The 19,932-nt window shown below is 68.1% G+C and carries 17 protein-coding genes; 9 read left to right on the top strand and 8 right to left on the bottom strand.

Going from position 1 to position 19,932, the window contains the following annotated elements:
• Positions 1–13: 13 nt before the first annotated feature.
• Entirely contained in the window at positions 14–625 is a 612-nt protein-coding gene (locus ACIGKQ_RS14545) for a biotin transporter BioY (protein ID WP_266059569.1), read from the bottom strand.
• Between the two features lie 88 nt (positions 626–713).
• Between ACIGKQ_RS14545 and guaA the strand changes: the two genes are divergently transcribed.
• Positions 714–2,261, top strand: coding sequence for a glutamine-hydrolyzing GMP synthase (gene guaA / locus ACIGKQ_RS14540; RefSeq protein WP_372512288.1), 1,548 nt, complete (start codon positions 714–716; stop codon positions 2,259–2,261).
• A 24-nt stretch (positions 2,262–2,285) separates the two neighbouring features.
• On the opposite strand, the gene ACIGKQ_RS14535 is transcribed toward guaA, so the two are convergent.
• Entirely contained in the window at positions 2,286–2,516 is a 231-nt protein-coding gene (locus ACIGKQ_RS14535; RefSeq protein ID WP_396574200.1) for a hypothetical protein, read from the bottom strand.
• A complete protein-coding gene (locus ACIGKQ_RS14530) occupies positions 2,513–3,961 on the bottom strand; it encodes a PspC domain-containing protein (RefSeq protein ID WP_396574198.1) in 1,449 nt (482 codons plus the stop codon). Before ACIGKQ_RS14530 ends, ACIGKQ_RS14535 begins: the two co-directional genes overlap by 4 nt.
• A gap of 168 nt (positions 3,962–4,129) precedes the next feature.
• Here ACIGKQ_RS14530 and ACIGKQ_RS14525 point away from each other — a divergent pair, with 168 nt between their 5' ends.
• On the top strand, positions 4,130–5,416 hold the full coding sequence (locus ACIGKQ_RS14525) for an ATP-binding protein (RefSeq protein WP_235723757.1): 1,287 nt from the start codon (positions 4,130–4,132) through the stop codon (positions 5,414–5,416).
• Positions 5,413–6,096 (top strand): response regulator transcription factor, encoded by a 684-nt coding sequence (locus tag ACIGKQ_RS14520; protein WP_308191702.1) that lies wholly within the window; start codon positions 5,413–5,415, stop codon positions 6,094–6,096. The genes ACIGKQ_RS14525 and ACIGKQ_RS14520 overlap by 4 nt, the downstream gene beginning before the upstream one ends.
• Before the next feature lie 19 nt (positions 6,097–6,115).
• Here the strand turns inward: ACIGKQ_RS14520 and ACIGKQ_RS14515 are convergent, their stop codons facing one another.
• A complete protein-coding gene (locus tag ACIGKQ_RS14515) occupies positions 6,116–7,324 on the bottom strand; it encodes a serine/threonine-protein kinase (RefSeq protein ID WP_235723713.1) in 1,209 nt (402 codons plus the stop codon).
• Positions 7,325–7,401: 77 nt separating this feature from the next.
• Here ACIGKQ_RS14515 and ACIGKQ_RS14510 point away from each other — a divergent pair, with 77 nt between their 5' ends.
• From ACIGKQ_RS14510 to ACIGKQ_RS14500, 3 genes are all read left to right on the top strand, one after another.
• Positions 7,402–8,421: an Rv2578c family radical SAM protein gene (locus ACIGKQ_RS14510; RefSeq protein ID WP_396574195.1), complete on the top strand. Its 1,020-nt coding sequence runs from the start codon at positions 7,402–7,404 to the stop codon at positions 8,419–8,421.
• A 247-nt stretch (positions 8,422–8,668) separates the two neighbouring features.
• Positions 8,669–9,463, top strand: a complete 795-nt coding sequence (locus ACIGKQ_RS14505) for a hypothetical protein (protein ID WP_396574193.1) — start codon at positions 8,669–8,671, stop codon at positions 9,461–9,463.
• Positions 9,463–11,115 carry a DNA polymerase Y family protein gene (locus tag ACIGKQ_RS14500; protein WP_396574192.1) on the top strand — a complete coding sequence of 551 codons (1,653 nt, stop codon included), beginning with the start codon at positions 9,463–9,465 and terminating at the stop codon, positions 11,113–11,115. The genes ACIGKQ_RS14505 and ACIGKQ_RS14500 overlap by 1 nt, the downstream gene beginning before the upstream one ends.
• A 5-nt stretch (positions 11,116–11,120) precedes the next feature.
• Here ACIGKQ_RS14500 and ACIGKQ_RS14495 read toward each other — a convergent pair whose 3' ends face one another.
• Both ACIGKQ_RS14495 and ACIGKQ_RS14490 read right to left on the bottom strand, forming a co-directional pair.
• Positions 11,121–12,218 (bottom strand): alanine racemase, encoded by a 1,098-nt coding sequence (locus ACIGKQ_RS14495; protein WP_235723717.1) that lies wholly within the window; start codon positions 12,216–12,218, stop codon positions 11,121–11,123.
• Positions 12,215–14,152 carry an SDR family oxidoreductase gene (locus ACIGKQ_RS14490; RefSeq protein ID WP_235723718.1) on the bottom strand — a complete coding sequence of 646 codons (1,938 nt, stop codon included), beginning with the start codon at positions 14,150–14,152 and terminating at the stop codon, positions 12,215–12,217. Before ACIGKQ_RS14490 ends, ACIGKQ_RS14495 begins: the two co-directional genes overlap by 4 nt.
• 93 nt (positions 14,153–14,245) lie before the next feature.
• On the opposite strand from ACIGKQ_RS14490, the gene ACIGKQ_RS14485 reads away from it, so the two are divergent.
• Genes ACIGKQ_RS14485 through ACIGKQ_RS14475 form a run of 3 tightly spaced genes read left to right on the top strand, consistent with a single transcriptional unit; the run spans position 14,246 to position 18,367 of the window.
• Positions 14,246–14,785: a GNAT family N-acetyltransferase gene (locus tag ACIGKQ_RS14485; protein ID WP_266059558.1), complete on the top strand. Its 540-nt coding sequence runs from the start codon at positions 14,246–14,248 to the stop codon at positions 14,783–14,785.
• A gap of 44 nt (positions 14,786–14,829) precedes the next feature.
• Entirely contained in the window at positions 14,830–18,102 is a 3,273-nt protein-coding gene (locus ACIGKQ_RS14480) for an error-prone DNA polymerase (RefSeq protein WP_266059557.1), read from the top strand.
• Positions 18,103–18,139: 37 nt separating this feature from the next.
• Entirely contained in the window at positions 18,140–18,367 is a 228-nt protein-coding gene (locus ACIGKQ_RS14475) for a DUF167 domain-containing protein (RefSeq protein WP_266059556.1), read from the top strand.
• Between the two features lie 17 nt (positions 18,368–18,384).
• Here ACIGKQ_RS14475 and ACIGKQ_RS14470 read toward each other — a convergent pair whose 3' ends face one another.
• Entirely contained in the window at positions 18,385–18,849 is a 465-nt protein-coding gene (locus ACIGKQ_RS14470; RefSeq protein ID WP_266059554.1) for a tRNA (cytidine(34)-2'-O)-methyltransferase, read from the bottom strand.
• Between the two features lie 108 nt (positions 18,850–18,957).
• Entirely contained in the window at positions 18,958–19,908 is a 951-nt protein-coding gene (locus ACIGKQ_RS14465) for a serine/threonine dehydratase (RefSeq protein WP_235723723.1), read from the bottom strand.
• Positions 19,909–19,932: the final 24 nt, after the last annotated feature.

Raw genomic sequence — 19,932 nt, 5'->3', positions numbered from 1 at the left:
CACCGACGTCGGGTCAGTGGCCGCGGCGCAGCCGGATCGGGGCGATCAGTCCCGGGTAGGCGCGGTGCACCTGAGCGGCCACCAGCGCCGCGATCACAGCCTTGGCGATGTCGCCGGGAATGTAGATGCCGTTGGTGGAGATGGCCGCCCACAGCGACAGATCGGTGCGCAGCAGCAACCCGATGACGCCGCACGCGTAGATCACCACCATGCCGCCGACGATGTTGATGCCGACGCCCCACACGATGCGATAACGCGGCATCATGGCCGCGGTAGCCAGCCCGATCACCAGTACGGCGGGCAGAAAGCCCACGAAGAAGCCGGCCGTCGGCGAGGACAGTGCGACCAGCCCGCTGCGTCCACCGGCCAGGATGGGTAGCCCGGCGATAGCCAGTACGGCGAAGATGATCACCGCGAGCGTGCCCTTGCGGGGGCCGAGGATGGAACCCGCCAGCATCACACCGAGGGTCTGCAGGGTGATGGGCACACCCGAGGCCCCGATGGTGATGGTGCCAGGTAGTCCGAGGGCCGCGATCAGCGCGGCGAACACGGCGGCCTGCGTCAGATCGGCCACCGACAGTGAAAAACGGCGTGAGGATGATGGCGCGCCGGTGGTCGAAGACATGCCTGCATTATGTCTGGCGACGTTGATCACTAAACTCCCTGGGGTGACAGATTCTTCTTCCGCACCCCTTCCCGACGGTCCTCGCCCGGTGCTCGTCATCGACTTCGGTGCGCAGTACGCGCAGCTGATCGCCCGGCGGGTGCGTGAGGCGCGGATCTATTCGGAGGTCATCTCGCACGACGCGCCGCTCGCGGAGTTCGAGGCCCGCAAACCGCTGGCACTGATCCTGTCGGGTGGGCCGGCGTCGGTGTACGCCGAAGATGCGCCCGCCCTCGACCCGGGTGTCTTCGACCTGGGGGTCCCGGTGTTCGGCATCTGCTACGGGTTTCAGGCCATGGCCCGCCAGCTCGGTGGGGAGGTGGCCAACACCGGCGGGCGTGAGTTCGGTCGGACCACGCTGACGGTGACCGGTGACGGAGTGCTGCACGAGGGACTGACTGAGACGCAGCCGGTGTGGATGAGCCACAACGATGCGGTGCAGCAGCCCCCGGAGGGTTTCATCGTCACCGGATCGACCCCGGGCGCGCCGGTGGCCGCGTTCGAGTGCGTCGACCGTCAAATGGCGGGTGTCCAGTATCACCCGGAGGTACTGCACACGCCCCACGGTCAGCAGGTGCTGACGCGCTTTCTCTACGAGATCGCCGGCCTCGAGGCGACCTGGACCGCGGCCAACATCGCCGATGCGCTCATCGACGCGGTGGCCGATCAGATCGGCGACGGATTGGCCATTTGCGGACTGTCGGGCGGCGTCGACTCCGCGGTGGCGGCTGCCTTGGTGCAGCGGGCCATCGGCGATCGGTTGACCTGCGTGTTCGTTGACCACGGGTTGTTGCGGGCAGGCGAGCGGGAGCAGGTACAGCACGATTTCGTCGGCGCGACCGGCGCGAAGCTCGTCACCGTGGACGCCGCCGACACCTTCTTGTCCGAACTCGCCGGTGTCAGCGACCCGGAGACCAAACGCAAGATCATCGGTCGCGAGTTCATCAGATCCTTCGAAGGCGCGGTCACCGACGTGCTCGGTGATCACGCGTCCGATGGTGCCAAGGTCGAGTACCTGGTCCAGGGGACCTTGTACCCCGATGTCGTCGAGTCCGGTGGCGGCAGCGGTACGGCCAACATCAAGAGTCACCACAACGTGGGTGGTCTCCCCGAGGATCTGGAGTTCTCGCTGGTCGAGCCCTTGCGGCTGCTGTTCAAGGATGAGGTCCGGGCGGTTGGGCGGGAACTAGGTCTGCCCGAGGAGATCGTGGGGCGCCAGCCCTTCCCGGGGCCGGGTCTGGCCATTCGGATCGTCGGCGAGGTCACCGCCGATCGTCTGGCGATGTTGCGCAAGGCCGACCTCATCGCCCGTGAGGAACTCACCGCCGCCGGCCTCGACGGTCAGATCTGGCAGTGCCCGGTGGTGTTGCTGGCCGATGTGCGCAGTGTGGGGGTGCAGGGCGACGGCCGCACGTATGGCCATCCGATCGTGCTGCGCCCGGTGTCCAGTGAGGACGCGATGACCGCGGACTGGACCCGGGTGCCCTACGAGGTGCTCGAACTCATCTCGACGCGCATCACCAACGAGGTGCCCGACGTGAACCGGGTGGTTCTCGACGTCACGAGCAAGCCGCCGGGCACCATCGAGTGGGAGTGACTTCGGTCGATGGCGATCGATGGGTCATCGTCGTCGTGACGACCGTGCGCCGGTGACGATGAGCAGCAGGCCGATCACCAGGCCGGTGGCGACCGCGATCCATCCGAGGTCGCCGGCCGACGGTAGGTCCGGTCCACCGGCCAGTCCCCACGCCGCGACCGACAGGGCGGCGATTCCGAGGAGGACCAGACCTGGCGCGCGGTGCCGGGTATTGCTGCTCCCGGTGGTGCGGAGATCGGTGTCGTCGTCGTTCATCGGGTCACCTCCACATGTCCCACGTTGGTGTGCGCATCGATGGTGAGCACGGGTCCGTCGGTACCGTCGCGGCCGCCGTCGAGTCCGTCTGGGCAGACATAGTCGCCGACGTTCGCATCGCAGTTGGCGCTTATGTTGGTGTTCTCGCCCACCAGTACCTCGATCTCGCCGACGCCGTTTCGCAGTTCCACGGTGCGATCGGCGGTGATGTCCACACCGCGCAGGTCGAGCACCATCTTGCCCATCGTGAGGGAATACGCGTCGTCGATGTCGGATTCCGCGATCGGTGTCCACGTCCGCTCACCGACGCCTCCCGACGGCAGGTTCAGATGTCCGATACTGGTGGTCGCGATGGCGGCGACGCCCAGGATCAGGGCGATCGGCACCAACCCGGCACTGTGCCCGCCGGCGTTGCGACGGCGGAGACCCGCATAGATCAGGCCGCCGCCCACCACCGCGAGGGCCATCGAGACGATGCGTGCCGGGGTGAACCAGTCGACGCCGACCTGATGCAGTGCGGCACCGGCCGCGGCGACGATCACCGCGAGGCCGATCACCACGAGGGTCAGCGGCGAACGGCGTTGCGAGCGATGGTCGATCGCCTGTTCGGTGGCGGGTTCGGGCAGATCCCAGGCGAACCGGGCGGTGCCCAGCGGATCCCAGGCCGGTGGGGTACGGCGCAACTCGTCGGTCGCGAAAACCTCTGTCGGTCCGGTGTCGGTCTGGGCGGCAGGCCCTGTGCCGGAAGCGCGTTGGGAGGCGACGTCAGGTGTTCCAGCCCCGAACGCCCCGGCCCCGAACGCCGATTGCCCGGGAGGAGAGGTCGACGGACCTGCGGGTGGTGCGGCAGAACCAGGGGAGTTCGTCGGGGTGGCGGGAGCGGCACCGCTCGGACCGGTCATCATCGCCCGTGGAATCCACGGCTGCAGTGGGCCATCGGTGCGGGCCGCGACCACGTCGGGCGTGCCCGGGTGATGAGTGTCGACGCTGGTGCCCGCCGGCGGTTCCGGTGTGCGCTGGTAGAGCAGCCACCAGCCCAGCAGCATCAGTGCTGCGCCGAGGAGGCCACCAGAACTCCACGTGGTGTTGGGGCCGAATGAGGTGAGCACGATGATCGCGAGCACGATCAGCAGGATCAGCTGTGGATTGCGGTGACGCCGATGGCGCGAATGCTGTTGCGTGGGGCCGTGGATGAACTCGCCGTGCCGAATCGAGCCGAGCTCGTCGTGCTGCTTGTTCTCACTCGGCGTGGCCACCCACGCGGCGATGTACAGCACGAGGCCGCTACCGCCGAACAGCGTCGCCACCACGAATGCGATCTTGACCAGCGTCGGGTCGACGCGGTACCGCGCGCCGATGCCGGCACACACACCGGCGACGGTGCGGTTGGTGCTCGGTCGAATCGGCCGGGTCGCCCACAACCCCTCGAACTGCTTGGTGTCCATGGTCTCCATCGTGGCGACTCGGACGTGCCACCACATCGGGGGAGGACCCTGAGAAAGTCCCTGATGTGCGGGGCGGGTCGGTCGTGCCACTATCGAGGTGTGAGTGGTTCCCCCGTGCCCGCGGCCTCGAGCCCGTCGACGTCGGCCCAGTTGCCGACGCCGCGACTGATGCGTCGCGACGGCGGTCGGGTCATCGCCGGGGTCGCGGGAGGCATCGCCGATCACCTCGGTGTGGACGCCTTCCGCGTGCGGGTGGTGTTCATGGTGCTCGCCGCGCTCGCCGGAGCCGGTGTGCTCGCCTACGGGCTGCTGTGGTTCTTCTGTCCGCCCGGTCGCGACACCGCACCGCCCGGACCTGGCGAGCGTCGGCAGGCCTATGGCCTCGCGCTGGTCGGGCTGGTCGCGATGTCGGTGGTCGGCTTCGCCACCTCCGGCACGCCGGCGGCCTATCTGGTCCCGTTCGTCTTCGTGGTGATCGGTGCGAGCCTCGTGTGGCGGGAGTTCGACACCTCGCACAGCACACCCCGCACCCCGTTGCTCACCTGGACGCGCTTCATCGGCGGCGCATTGTTGGTGATCGGCGGTCTGGTGGTGATCGTGCTGGCCGGCGACCGGTCGTTCGGGGGGTTGTCGACGACGTTGCTCGCGGTGGTCGCCACCCTGATCGGGGTGGTACTGCTGACCGTGCCACTGTGGATGCGGATGTGGCGCGCGCTCAACGAGGAACGGGCCGCACGCATCCGTAACGCCGAACGCGAGGAGATCGCCTCGCATCTGCACGACTCCGTGTTGCAGACGCTCGCGTTGATCCAGAAGCAGGCGGGCAGACCGGAGGAGGTCGCCCGGCTCGCGCGAAGTCAGGAACGTGAACTGCGCGGCTGGTTGTTCGGTGATCCCGCCCAACGCGCGGGTTCGCTGTCGGCGAGTTTGCAGGAGGTCGGCGCGGAGGTCGAGGACCACTACGGCATCGAGGTCGACGTGATCACGGTCGGCGACCTGCGCCCGGAGGATGAACCCGCTGCGCAGCGACGCCGCTGGGCGGCGTTGGTGGCGGCGACACGCGAGGCCTTGATCAACGCCGCCAAGCATTCCGGGGAGCGCAAGGTGGATGTCTACGGGGAGGTGACCGACGACCAGGTCGAGGTGTTCGTGCGCGATCGGGGCATCGGTTTCGACCCCGAACTCGTCGATGGCGATCGGCACGGCATCACCCGTTCGATCACCGCCCGGATGCATCGCGCAGACGGGGAGGCCACCATCGATTCGGCGCCCGGACGTGGCACCAACGTCCGGCTCGTGATGCCCCGCGAATCCGGTGGGGGACACGCCGATCCCGACGGCGGTTCGGTGGATAAGGGTGCCGGACAGACGGGTTCGGCCGGAACCGCAGACAATACAAGTGGCGCGGGCCGGCCCTCACATCTCGACGCAGGACAGACCAGGGAGGCATCGTGACGACGGAATCCACGGACGCGGCGGTGTGTCGGATCTTTCTGGTCGACGACCATGCGGTGTTTCGTTCCGGCGTGCGAGCCGAGCTGTCCTCGGAGCCGGGTCTGGCGATCGCGGGCGAGGCGGGCACGGTGGCCGAGGCGGTGGCGGGCATCCTCGCCGTAGCGCCCGACGTCGTTCTGCTCGACGTGCACATGCCGTCGGGCGGAGGGGTGGCCGTGTTGCGTGGGGTCACCGACGCGATCACCGATGGCCCGCCGCCGGTGTTCCTGGCGCTCAGCGTGTCCGACGCCGCCGAGGATGTCATCGCGACGATCCGGGCCGGTGCGCGTGGCTATGTCACCAAGACCATCGACGGGGCGGCGCTCGCCGACGCCGTGCGGAGGGTCTCCGATGGGGATGCGGTGTTCAGTCCGCGCCTGGCCGGATTCGTGCTCGACTCGTTCACCGGCAAGTCCGCTGCGCCCGAGCCGCCTCTCGATCCGGAACTCGACTCGCTGACCAAGCGGGAACTCGAGGTGCTACGGCTGCTGGCGCGCGGTTACACCTACCGGGAGATCGCCGACGAGCTGTTCATCTCGATCAAGACGGTCGAGACGCATGCCTCCAATGTGTTGCGCAAGACCCAACAGTCCAACCGAAACGCGTTGACCCGATGGGCGGCCACCCGCCACATCGGCTAGCCCCAGCACTCCGGGCCGTTCACCCGGCTACGACGAGGATCAGCACCACCACGACGATCAGCGCGAGGACCGCACCGATGCCGACGGCGAGCATCGTCGGCGACAATCCCGACGGGCCTGAGCGCCCCAGCCCGGTCCGGTCCGAGGGCTGATGGGTCCCGGATTCTGTTGCCGTCGACACCGCCGACACCCGGTCGTCGGCGTGCGGGGAGGCAGCGGGCGGTCGGGCCGGCAGCGGTCCCCCGACCGGGAGGTGGGTGCCGGTGGGATGCGTTCGTGGTGGACGCGGCGATCGCTGGGCCCATGTGGGCAGTCCGCCATCCGGTGTGGTGATCGGGCTGGTCAGCACGTGGCGGACCGAACCACGTTCACCCGCAGCGACTTCGGCGAGCAGGTCGCGTGCCTGGGCCATGGTCGGTCGCCGCGACGGGCTCGGTTCCAGCAGCCGTAGCAGTACCGGCTCGACTGCGCCGGCCCGCGTCATCGGGTTGATGCGGGCGCGAGCGACCTTGTGCAGCAGGGCAAGTGAATCGTCGTCTACGCCGAACGGCGGTTGTCCCTCGACCAGGGTGTAGACCGTTGCGCCGAGTGAATACACATCCGACGCCTCGGTGGGTTCGGCGCCACGGGCAACCTCGGGTGCGAAGTATGCTGGCGTCCCGGTGATCACGCCGGAGCCGTGCAGACTGACCTCGTCCTTGAGGCGGGAGATCCCGAAGTCGGTGATCTTGACCAGACCGGCGGTGCGGCCGGTGGTGGTCACGAGCAGATTGCCCGGTTTGATGTCACGGTGGATGATGCCGGCGGTGTGTGCGGTGGCCATGGCGTCGGCCACCTGGGCGCCGATCTGCGCCGCTTGTCGTACATCGAGAGTCTTTGTGGTGTGCAGGATCTGCGCGACGCTGCGGGATGGGAGATACTCCATCACCAGCCAGGGCTCACCGCTGTCGAGGGCGACGTCGTGCATCGCGATGGCGTTGCGATGGACGAGTTTGGCGGCTATCCGACCCTCGCGCATGGCGCGTTGGCGGATGTTCTCGGCGGTTTCTTCGCTGAGGCCCTCGGTGGAGACCACTTGCTTGACCGCGACGTCCCGGTCGAACAGCTGATCGCGGGCCAGCCAGACCGCGCCCATGCCGCCGCCGCCGATGCGTGACCGCAATCGATACCGTCCGGCGACCAGATACTGGGGACCGGGCGTGCGATGGTGGTCCGGGGTGGTCGGCATAGGCTGCATGATAGTCGTGCCGTCGAGACAGGGTGCGACGCTTGACAGCGTCATCGCACATATGTTCGACTTCGGGTATGCGGTGGTCCGATCAGGGGGTCGTGGTCGACGACGGTGCTCTGCCCGGCTTGGGAAAGGCGGGTCTGGTGCGGTCGGTGCAGACCCCTGAGTTTGAGGGAGTCACGTTCCACGAGGTGCTCGCCAAGAGTGCGCTCAATCAGGTTCCCGACGCCGCGAATCTGCCGTTCCGTTTCACTGTCAACACCTTTCGCGGCTGCACGCACGCTTGTCGATACTGTTTTGCCCGGCCGACCCATGAGTACCTGGATCTCGACGCCGGCCGTGACTTCGACAGCCAGGTGGTGGTGAAGCTCAACGTCGCCGCGGTGCTGCGCAAGGAACTGCGGCGGCGATCGTGGACCCGGGAGACCGTTGCGCTGGGGACCAACACCGACCCCTATCAGCGCGCCGAGGGGCGTTATCGGCTGATGCCGGGGGTGATCTCGGCGCTTGCGGAGTCCGCGACACCCTTCTCGATCCTGACCAAGGGCACGTTGTTGCGTCGCGATCTGCCGTTGTTGCGGCAGGCGGCGCAGAAGGTGCCGGTGAGCATCGGGATCTCGCTGGCCTTCTATGATGCCGAACTGCAGAAGGCGATCGAACCGGGCACACCCTCGCCCAAGGCAAGGCTGGAGCTGATCCGGGCGGTGGCCGATGCGGGATTCGCGCCGCATGTGATGGTCGCGCCGGTGATCCCGTATCTGACCGACTCGGTGTCTCATCTCGAGAGCCTGATCGCGGCCCTCGCCGATGCCGGTGCCGCCGGTGTCACCGCCTTCCCGATGCATCTGCGCGGCGCTACGAAGCCGTGGTTTCTGGAGTGGCTGGCCGCCGAGCATCCGGCGCTGGTGCGTCGGTACCGCGGCCTCTACGGCCGGGGTGCCTATGTGACCCCGGAGTACTCGGCGTGGTTGGCCGCTCGGATGCGCCCCCTCGTCGAACGTCACGGGTTGTCGGGTGCGGCCGGCCTGCGGGCCGCGGCGTCGGCCGGTGCCCCTGCCCCCGGTCCGACGCCAGAGGCGCTCACCCTCTTCTGAGTTCCGCCGTGCCGCGTCCCGGCCGTACGCGTCGCCGCCGTGCTTCGCGTGCTCGATGTCGGCGCTCCTCCGTGTGTTGCGGGGGCGACTGGGTTCTGGGTGGAACAACGATCGGGCGCATGCCGCTGACCTCGCGCGTTGCGGTTGTCGGTGGTGCGCCCTAGTATCGAAACCACTCGAAAACATGTTCGAACGCACGTGCATCTTCCCGGCGCGCTATTGCGGAAAGTCGCTGGTAGGAGGCTGTATGAGTGTGTCGTTGGAGGTTTCCGAGAACGGTTCGGAGAACCCCCGTGTCCGCCGTTCGACAGACGGTGAACTGGACCGTCTCCGGCGTCGGATCGCGGCGATGTCGGGGCAGCCGGACCGGCCGGCGATGCGGGTGTCCGATCCGTCCGACGAGGTCCTGCCGGTCCCGGCCGCGATCGCCGATCTGTTGCCGCGCGGTGGCCTGGGCCGCGGTGGTGTGCTCACGGTCGATGGCGCGCGGTCGGTGTTACTGGCGGTGATCGCATCGGTGAGCGGCGCGGGATGTCAGGTGGGACTGGTGGGTATGCCGCACCTCAACCTGGGGGCGGTGACCGGACTCGGCGGCGATCTGGCCCGTATCGCCACGGTGCCAGAGCCGGGTGTCGACCCGGTCGAGGTGGCCGGCGTGCTACTCGACGGGATGGATCTGGTCGTGCTGGATCTGGCCGGCGCCGCGGTGCCGCCCGCGCGGACCCGGGTGATGATGGGACGGCTGCGTAAACAGAAGTCGGTGCTGCTGATCACCGGTGGTTCCTGGCCGGGTGCGCACCTGCGTCTGGTGACCGAGGTCGTCACCTACCGGCATCTACCGGGTGCCGATTCCGCAGACCTGGCGACGGCGCGGCCGGGGGTCGGCCGGATCGGTGGGATGACCCTTCGGCTGACGGTCGCCGCTCGCGGTGCGCGTCGTGTGGTCGGCGAGATCGAGATGCGGACAAGCGGATACGGTGCGGGCCGGCAGGTGGAACTGGCTGCGTCATCGACCGGCCCCCGCTTGGCGGTGGCGAACTGATGTCCGAGCTGACCACGGCACCGGAGCTCGGCTCACCGGAACCACCGGGAGCGTCGCAGGCATCGGGAGCGTCGGAGAAGCGCATCCTCGCCTTGTGGTGCCCGGACTGGCCTGCGACCGCGGCGGCGATCGCCGCGGATCTGCCGCCACATCACCCGGTCGCCGTCCTCCACGCCAATCGGGTGGTGGCCTGTTCGGCGCCGGCGCGGATGGCCGGGGTGCGGCGTGGCATGCGTAAGCGGCAGGCGCAGTCGGCCTGTCCGGAGATGACGGTGATGGCCGGCGACGACCACCGGGATGGTCGGGTGTTCGAGCCGGTGGTCGCGGTGGTGGCAGATCTGGTGCCCGTCGTCGAGGTGTTGCGGCCGGGGCTGCTGGTGGTGCCCGCGGGGAGGGCCGCCCGGTATTTCGGGGACGAGCACGTGCTGGTCGAGAAGCTGATCGATGCGGTGGCGGCGGGCGGGGTGGAGGTCCAGGGCGGGATCGCCGACGAGTTGTTCACCGCCGTGCTGGCTGCCCGTGGTGGGCATCATGTGCCGCCGGGCGGTGACGCTGCGTATCTGGCCGATCGACCTGTCGGCGACCTCGCGGTGGAGCCGAGCCTGAGCGATCCGGCTCGTGTCGAGCTGGTGGAACTGCTGCGCAGACTGGGGATCTCCACCATCGGGGCCTTCGCGATGATGTCGGTCCGCGACGTCGCCACCCGGTTCGCCGCCGACGCGGTGGTGGCTCATCGGTTGGCCAACGCCGCACCCGGCAGGCCGCCTTCGGGACAGGTTGCCCCGGCCGACCTGATCATCGAGCACCGGTGTGATCCGCCGATCGACCGGGTGGACTCGGCTGCTTTTCTCGGGCGCCGACTGGCCGACGAACTGACCGGACGTCTGGCGGCGGCGTCGGCGGCGTGTACGCGGCTCACCGTGGAAGCGGTCACCGAACGAGGGCAGCGCCATGCCCGGACCTGGCGGTGTGCGCAACCGCTGACACCGGAGGCCACCGCCGACCGAATCCGATGGCAACTCGAGGGGTGGCTGACCGGCGGGCGTCCCGGGGCCGACGACCGACCGGATTCCCCGGTGGCACTGCTGCGTCTCGAGCCCATCGAGGTGGTCGGTGCGGGTACGTTGCAATACTCGTTGAGCGGCAACGGTTTACCCGAGGACCCGGAGATCGGTGAACGGGCCCGGCGCGCTCTTGTGCGGGTTCAGGGTCTGCTCGGCGGCGATGCCGTGCAGCTTCCCGTCACGAGCGGAGGCCGCGGCCCCGCGGACCAGATCACCCTGGTGGCGCTCGGCGAGGAGCGGCTACCGTCACGGGATCCGGCGGCACCATGGCCGGGTGGACTACCCCAACCGACCCCGGCGGTGCTGATGGCGACACCGATCCAGGTGTTGGACATGCTGGGCACCCCGGTGGAGGTCACCGGTCGGGGCGGTTTCTCCGCCGAGCCCACCACGATTCAGATGGCGTCGGACGGTCGGCGACGACGCAGCTGGGAACTGCGGTGGTGGGCCGGACCGTGGCCGAGCGGGCTCGACGACGATGACCCCACCGGGATGACCGCCCGAGCTCAGGTGCTGCTCGATGATTCGCGTGCCCTGCTCCTGCGCTATCGGGCGCGGAGCTGGGTGGTGGAGGGAGTGTATGAGTGATGTGGTCAGCTGTTGGCGCCGCGGGCGATCACCGGCCATCGGTCCGCAGGCCCATCGGCCATCGGCACGACGAGTTCATCGACCAGATTGACTGCGGTACACACATGATTGGGCACCATGCGCACCGTCGTGCCGGGATCGGGAATCAACACTGCCGGGTGGTCGATCGGAAAGTCGATGACTGCGTGGTGTTCCGACAGCGAGGTGACGACAGCCGTCGGGGCTTCGAGGAGGCGACCGAACCCCGACGTCCAGGCGGGTCGGTCCGCGCCCACGATCTTGCTGCCCGCATCGATGACGATCCGGGTACCGCTGCGGTGTACCACGGTGGCGATCGCCGTCAGCGCGACATCGTCGGCGGTGCACGACCCGAGCTCGAGCTGCTGTGCATCGTTGAACGGGTAGACCCCGGGACGGATCTCGGTGAGCACCTCGGCGCTCGCGAAGCCGATCGTCGGGGTGGAGCCGCCGCTGCGCACCACCGGGTCGATCCCGTTGTCGCGCAGTGATCGGGCTGCCTGCGTCAGGGCCTCGAACTCGTCGTCGGCGGCGCGTCGACGGGCCGGGCCGGGGCCGTAGCCGTGGCCGGGGAAGGTGAACACGCCGACGACGTGCAGCCCGAGGTCGTCGGCAGCGCGGGCAAGGGCTCCGGCTTTGTCGGCGACAACTCCGGTCCGGTGCTGACCGGAGTCGACCTCCACGACCACCTCCACCGGGACATCCGTCAACACGGCAGCGAGTTGTCGTGCACCGGCCACCGAGTCGATCGCCAGGCGCAGCCGGGTTCGGCGGGCGAGTGAACGCAGCCGTGCACCCTTGTGCTCGGTGACCCACAAGGGGTAGGCGATGAACAGGTCGGAGACCGTCGGCGCCAGAGCGTCGGCGAAGGCTTCCGCCTCGCCGATCGTCGCCACCGTCAGGCCCACTGCGCCGGAATCGATTTGGCGTCGGGCGAGCTGTGCACACTTGTGGGTCTTGGCATGGGGCCGAAGGTCGATGCCGAGCTCGCGTGCGCGATCGGCGACCGCGGTGAGGTTGCGGTCCAGGCGAGCGAGGTCGACCGACAGGAAGGGCGTGTCGTCGGCCATCGACTCATCTGTCATGGACGACGATCGTAGCCGGTGGCCTGTCCGAGTGCGGCGGCCGATTCGCCGAACAGCAGGTATTCCTGGTGCAGGAGCCGCGCGGTCAGACCCGGAGCGATCCGATGCCCGAACTCGGCCAGTGACCCCATCGCGGAGTTGATCCGGCGCGGGCGGTCGACGATGCCATGCAGCACCCGCGACGCCGCTTTGTCCACGCCCCAGACGCCGGCCTGGTCCTCATAGGCCTCGGTCGGAGCGATCATGCGGGTGCGGACCAGTGGTAGCCGGACATTGGTGAATGTCACGTGATCGGACAGGGTCTCGACCCCGACGACGTCACTGAAGGCCTCCAGCGCCGCTTTCGACGCCGCATACGCACCGAACCGAGCCGTTCTGGACTGCACCGCGATGGAGGTCACGTTCACGATATGGCCGGATTGCCGGGCCACCATATGTGGTAGCAGCGCGAGGATCAGGTTGACCGCACCGAAGTAGTTGACCGCCATGACCCGCTGGTAGTCGTGCATCCGATCGGTGGCGTTGATGGTGGCCCGGCGGATGGAGCGACCCGCGTTGTTCACCAGCACGTCCACGTGATCATGTTCGGCGAGAACTCTTTTGACCATGCCGGTGACGGATTCGGTGTCGGTGACGTCGCATTGATAGGCGCTCACGCGGCCGGGAGGCACCCCGTCCTTGCTAGGGGTCGCGGAGAGTTCGGACACGGCCGCATCGAGTCCCGCCGGATCTCGTGCCACGATCATCACGTTCGCGCCGCGGGCCAGACACATCCTGGCCGCAGCCTTGCCGATTCCCGCCGAGCCGCCGGTGATCAGGATGTTCTTGCCGACCAGTGGCCCGCGTGGATCCTGCCGCCGATGTCGTGCGGGGTCGAGGTGTTCGGCCCAGTAGGACCACAGCCGTGGCCCGTACTCCTCGAGGTCGGGCAGCGTGATGCCGAGACCGTGCAGAACGGTGGCAGTGGCGTCCGCACGGAAGTCCGCGGTCAGTGCGACGGTGTCCAGCAGCGCCGGCGGGACACCCTGCTGGGTGGCCAGTAGATCGCGGCCGACCCGCAGCGGACCGGTTCCCGCCAACCGCAGCATCGGTTCGACGATGGCGTTCGGCACCACGGTGTGCCCGCGCGGTCCGTCGAATCCCGGTGCGATCGCGTTGTACATGTCGGTGATCGTCCGTCGCCGTGGGTCGGCGAGGTGATGGACGAGGCCGCTGTGTTCCGGATCGAGCGCGCACAGCGCGACGAGCGAGGCGACCACATAGTCGACCGGGACGATGTTGGTGTTTCCCAGATCGGGCATCGGCAGTGGCAGCGACGAGGGCAGCGCGCCGAGCAGTTGCAGGTGGCCGAAGAAGTAGTAGGGTCCGTCGACCTTGTCCATCTCACCGGTACGGGAGTCGCCGACCACTACCGACGGACGATAGATGCGCCAGCGCAACCCTTCTCGGTTGCGAACCAGACGCTCGGCCTCGAACTTGGTGCGGTGATACGGCGTGGGGAACCCCTGACCGGTGTCGAAGTCGTCCTCGGTGTAGGTGCCGCGATGATCGCCGGCCACCGCGATAGACGAGACATGGTGCAGAAGCGCGTCGGCGGCCATCGCGAAGTCGGCCACGCGTGCGGTGCCCTCGACGTTGGCGGTGTGCTGCACATCGGCGTCCGCGGTCATGTCGTAGATGGCCGCGAGATGGATGACGTGATCGATGTCGGGCAGTTCGTCGGCGTCGAGGCCGAGTCCGGCAGCAGTGAGATCGCCGACCACCGGCAGGACGCGTCCCGTGCTGTCGGCGGAGGCCAGGAATTCGCTGAACCGCGACAGCGTGGCGCCCCGTACCAGCGCGATGATCCGTGTGTCGGACTCGACGGCCAGGAGGCGTTCGATGACCCGACGGCCGATGAAGCCGGAACCGCCGGTGATGAAGTAGGTCGTCATGGGTATGGATCCGATCTCGAGGGGATACTGGACCAGGCGATGAGTTCTTACTTCACGGTAAGAACGCTGTTGATAGACAGGGTGACACTTACATTGACGAATGGCAACATCGGTGAACACGCATGTCGGCCCGAGGTCGACGCCGATCGTCGCGGCATCGACGACCTGGTGGCCGCGGCGTTCGGCCGTCGGGCGGAAGCGGATCTGGTCAGCGCGCTGAGGCGCGACCGCGCCGCCTGGATTCCGCAGCTGTCGTTCGTGGCCGTCGACGACGCAGACTGCGTCGCGGCGTACGCGCTGTTGACGCGCTGCCGGGTGGGCGACCGGGCGGCGCTGGCGCTGGCGCCGTGCGCGGTGTGGCCGTCGATGCAGAACTCCGGACTCGGGACACTGGTCACGCGAGCTGCGCTCGACGCCGCACGTGGGCGGGTCGAGGCCGGCGCCGAGGAGAACCTCGTCGTGGTCCTCGGGCATCCGGGGTTCTATCCGCGATTCGGATTCCGGCGCGCGTCGGAGGTCGGCGTCGCCGCGCCGTTCGAGGTCCCCGACGAGGCGCTGATGTTTCTGGCTCTCGACCCGACCCGTTCGACGCCCGCGGGGATGATCGACTATCCGCCTGCCTTCGGGGTGTGAGCTCGCGCTTGATTCATCGAACGCATGTTCGATAAACTTCCTCGGTGGGTTGGGATCAAGGACCGCCGACATGGTCGGAGATGGAGCGGGTGCTCTCCGGTCGTGCGCCGGACGGACGACGTCCGGGCGAGGCCTTCGGTCCCGGTGACAACGCCGGTGACGGCAACGACAGTCCGGCGTGGTCGCGCAAGCGGGGGGCCTACCGCGCCGACGGGGTCGAACGGGGCCGATCGTCGGTGCCATTCGCCGAACTGCATGCGCACAGCGCCTACAGCTTCCTCGATGGTGCCTCGATGCCCGAGGAGATGGTGGAGGAGGCGCAACGTCTCGGCCTGTCCGCACTGGCCCTGACCGATCACGACGGTTTCTACGGGATCGTGCGATTCGCCGAGGCGGCACGCGAATTCGAGCTGCCCACGGTGTTCGGTGCCGAACTCTCCCTGGAACCCGACGCCGCGCGGACCGGCGTCCCCGATCCGCCGGGTGAGCATCTGCTGGTACTCGCCCGTGACAGCGAAGGATATCGGCGGCTGTCGCGGACCATCGCCGACGCGCACATGCGTGCGGGGGAGAAGGGGTTGCTGCGCTATGACTCCGATGCCCTGCCGGACATGGCAGGTGGACACTGGTTGATCCTCACCGGATGCCGGAAAGGGGCGGTGCGCCGCGCGTTGGACCGGGGTGGTCCGCAGGCGGCGCGAGATGCGCTGGCCGGGCTGGTGCAGCGGTACGGGGTCGATGACGTCGTCGTGGAACTCACCGCGCAGGGGTTGCCCGACGACGATGAACGCAACGCGGTCCTGGCCGGGTTGGCCGGCGAGTTCGGGCTGGCGACGGTGGCGACCACCGGTGCGCATTTCGCCGGTCCGCGGCGACGTCGACTGGCCACGGCCGTTGCCGCGGTCCGTGCCCGCACCGATATCGAGACCATCGACGGCTGGCTGCCGGGGGTGGGCGGAGCACATCTGCGCAGCGGCGACGAGATGGCCCGGTTGCTGCCGGGCCACCCGGAGGCCATCGACAACGCGGTCGGTCTGGCGACCGACTGCGCGTTCCGGCTCGGTCTGATCGCGCCGCAGCTACCGCCGTTCGATGTACCCGCCGGGCACACCGAGAACAGCTGGTTGCGGGAGAAGGCGATGGCCGGGGCGTTGCGTCGCTACGGCCCGCCGAGTGCTCATCCGCAGGCTTACCGGCAGATCGAGCACGAACTCGCCATCATCGAGACCCTCACCTTCCCGGGTTATTTCCTGGTGGTCGCCGACATCGTCGATTTCTGCAAGGCCAACGACATCCTGTGTCAGGGCCGTGGCAGCGCGGCGAACTCCGCGGTCTGCTATGCCCTCGGGATCACCAATGTCGATCCGGTGGCCAACAAGTTGCTGTTCGAGCGGTTTCTCGCGCCGGAGCGGGACGGTCCGCCGGATATCGACGTGGACATCGAATCCGACCGCCGCGAAGAGGCGATTCAGTACGTCTACCGCCGATACGGTCGCGACTACAGCGCGCAGGTCGCCAACGTCATCACCTATCGCGGTAAGTCCGCCGTTCGGGACATGTCGCGGGCACTGGGATATGCGACCGGCCAGCAGGACGCCTGGAGTCGCGCGCCCGACGAGGCGCCTGCCGACGTCACCCGACTCGCCGGTGAGATCCTGGGTATGCCAAGACATCTGGGTATCCACTCGGGTGGGATGGTGATCTGTGACCGGCCGATCGCCGACGTGTGTCCCACGGAGTGGGCGCGGATGGCCGACCGCAGTGTCCTGCAGTGGGACAAGGACGACTGCGCCGCGATCGGTCTGGTGAAATTCGATCTGCTCGGTCTGGGGATGCTCTCGGCGTTGCATTACGCGATCGATCTGGTGGCCGAGCACAAGGGGATCGAGGTCGACCTCGCCACACTCGACCTCACCGAGCCCGAGGTGTACGAGATGCTCTGTCGCGCAGATTCGGTCGGCGTCTTCCAGGTGGAGTCGCGTGCTCAGATGGCCACCCTGCCGCGGCTGCGACCGCGTACCTTCTACGACCTGGTGGTGGAGGTCGCGCTGATCCGTCCCGGTCCCATCCAGGGTGGGTCGGTGCACCCCTACATCCGGCGCCGCAACGGTGCCGAGGAACCCACCGTCGAACATCCGTCGATGCGTAAGGCACTCGACCGGACCCTGGGGGTGCCGTTGTTCCAGGAGCAGCTGATGCAGTTGGCGGTCGATGTGGCCGGATTCGACGCGTCGGAGGCCGACCAGTTGCGGCGTGCGATGGGGTCCAAGCGCTCACCGGAACGGATGGAGCGGCTGCGCCGGCGGTTCTACGCCGGGATGCAGGAACTGCACGGGATCACCGGGGAGATGGCCGACCGCATCTTCGAGAAGATGGCGGCATTCGCGAATTTCGGTTTCCCGGAGAGTCATTCGCAGAGCTTTGCGTCGCTGGTGTTCTATTCGTCGTGGTTCAAGCTGCACCATCCGGCCGCGTTCTGCGCGGCGCTGCTACGGGCGCAGCCGATGGGTTTCTACTCGCCGCAATCGCTGGTCGCCGATGCCCGGCGTCACGGTGTGCGGGTTCATCGACCCGACATCAACAGGTCGTTGGCGCATGCGACCCTGGAGAACGCGGGCCTCGAGGTCCGTCTGGGTCTGGGTGGAGTGCGTGGCGTCGGTGCCGACGTTGCCGACCGGATCGTCGAATGTCGCACTCGAGAAGGGGATTTCGCCGACATCGCGGATGTGTCCCGGCGGGCCGGTCTGACGGTCGCGCAACTCGAGGGGCTCGCCGGTGCAGATGCGTTCGGCTGTTTCGGGATGAGTCGGCGGCAAGCGCTCTGGGAGGCCGGGGCGGCCGCGACGGTCCGCTCGGATCAACTGCCACTCGAGGCGGCTGCCCCCACGCCGACGCTTCCGGGGCTTTCGGATGTGGAACTCGCGGCCACCGACGCGTGGGCCACCGGGATCACCCCGACGTCGTATCCGACCCAGTTCCTGCGGCCGCGGTTGGCGGCGATGGGCGTGATCCCCGCGGATGGTCTTTTGACGGTCGCCGACGGTTCGCGCGTCCTGGTGGCCGGTGCGGTGACTCATCGACAGCGTCCGGCCACCGCGTCCGGCGTGACGTTCATCAACCTGGAGGACGAAACCGGAATGGTCAATGTGGTGTGCTCGGTCGGGCTGTGGACGCGGCACCGGAATCTGGCACACTCGGCCTCGGCGTTGCTGATCCGGGGCACCGTGCAGAATGCCGAGGGGGCGGTGACGGTGGTGGCAGAGCGTTTGCAGCGCTTGGATCTTCGAGTGGGAACACGTTCGCGTGACTGGCACTGACACATACTGGCCCGAGGATGGAAGTAGGGAAACCGTCATGGGGAAACAGATCGTGGTGACCGTGAAGCCGGGCAGCCGCAAAGGGCCGTTGGTGGAGACGAATCCGGCGGGATCGATGACCGTCTACGTGCGCGAGCCGGCAGCGGAGGGACGGGCCAACAAGGCGGTCGCCGAGATCCTCGCCGACCATCTCAGGGTGCCCAAAAGTCGCATCGCACTCGTGGGCGGCGCGACATCGCGCACCAAACGGTTCCGCATCGACTGAGGTGCGCGCCGCGTCCCTCACACCGCGCCGGTGAACCCGTTCTGCCGCCAGGCCTCGTACACGACGATGCTGGCGGCGTTGGCCAGGTTGTGCGACCGACGACCGTCGAGCATCGGAATCCGCAGACGGTCGGTGATCTGCGGTTGGTCGAGGACGTCGTCGGGGAGGCCGGTCGGCTCGGGACCGAACAGCAACACGTCGCCGGGCCGATAGTCGACGTCGGTGTGATAGCGCGAGGTGTGGGCGGTGAATGCGAACACCCGTTCCGGCTGCAGCGTCTCCCATGCCGCCGTCAGATCGGGATGTACTGTCACGGTCGCCATCTCGTGGTAGTCGAGTCCGGCTCGTTTCACCTGTGCATCGGACATGTCGAATCCCAGCGGCTCGATGAGGTGCAACTCGCACCCCGTGTTGGCGGCCAGCCGGATCGCGTTGCCGGTATTCGGCGGAATGCACGGCTGATAGAACATGATGCGGAACATGATCGGCGAGTCTAGCCAGTGTCGCGAGTCCAGAACTTCTGGCCGCAGCTTCTGCTTCCGGTCGCAGTTTAGGCCCCAAGCCGGAACCCGGAACTGCGGCCAAAACGGTTACGGGTCGAGCGTGAAGGGGGTGTTGGCGCCGCAGAGGACCACGCACAGTGTGGTGTCTGGTGCGGCGGTGACCTGGCCGGTGCAGATGGCGGCGACCGCAGACGCGGTGCCGTGTTCCACCAGGATCCGGTAGTCGGTCCACAGCATCCGACGAGCCGCGATCAGGTCGGCATCCGACACCGTCACGCTGGTCACCTCGCGGCCGGCGATCGTGGCCCAGCAGATGTCGCCGAGGCGGGTGGCACCCAGGGAATCGGCCGCGACACTGTCCAGCTCCACCGGTACCGGTCGGCCGGCGTCGATGGCCTGGTGCAGACACGACGCCCCGATCGGTTCGACCCCGACCATCCGGTCACCGGGTCCCGTCGCGGCGGTCATGCCGCCGAGCAGTCCGCCCCCACCGACACAGACCACGCAGGTCAGCGGACCGTCCACGTCCTCGGCGAGCTCGAGACCGATGGTCCCGGCACCGGCAACGATGTCGGGCAGGTCATAGGCGTGCAGTGCCAGCGCACCGGAGCGCCGGATCATCTGCGCAGCCGCGTCGGCCGCGTCCTGGTAGCGCCGACCGATCAAATGAACATCAGCGCCCAACGCTCGCAGCCGCTCCACTTTCACCGTCGGCGCGGTCTCGGGGATTACAACGGTGCAGCGGCAACCGGCGATCCGGCCCGCCCAGGCCGCGCCGATCGCGGCATTGCCGCCCGAGGCCACCAGCACGCCGGCATCGTCGAGTCGTCCATCGTTTGCGGCATGCAGGACCGCGTTGAGGCTGCCGCGCGCCTTGAAGCACCCGCCGAGCTGCAGATACTCCAGCTTGATGACCACCTCGACGGGCCCGTCCACCGTGGGCAGTGCAGTTCGAAGCGTCGGCGTGCGCCGCAGATGCCCCGCGATCCGGTCTTGTGCCGCGATGACATCGGCTCGGGTCACGGCGTCGTTCGACATCGGATGAGTGTCCACGTCCGGTCA

The organism is Gordonia sp. NPDC062954 (assembly GCF_044543825.1).
GTDB lineage: Bacteria > Actinomycetota > Actinomycetes > Mycobacteriales > Mycobacteriaceae > Gordonia > Gordonia tangerina.
Note: the sequence above shows the minus strand (reverse complement) of the source record. Positions and strands in the feature narration are given on the sequence as shown.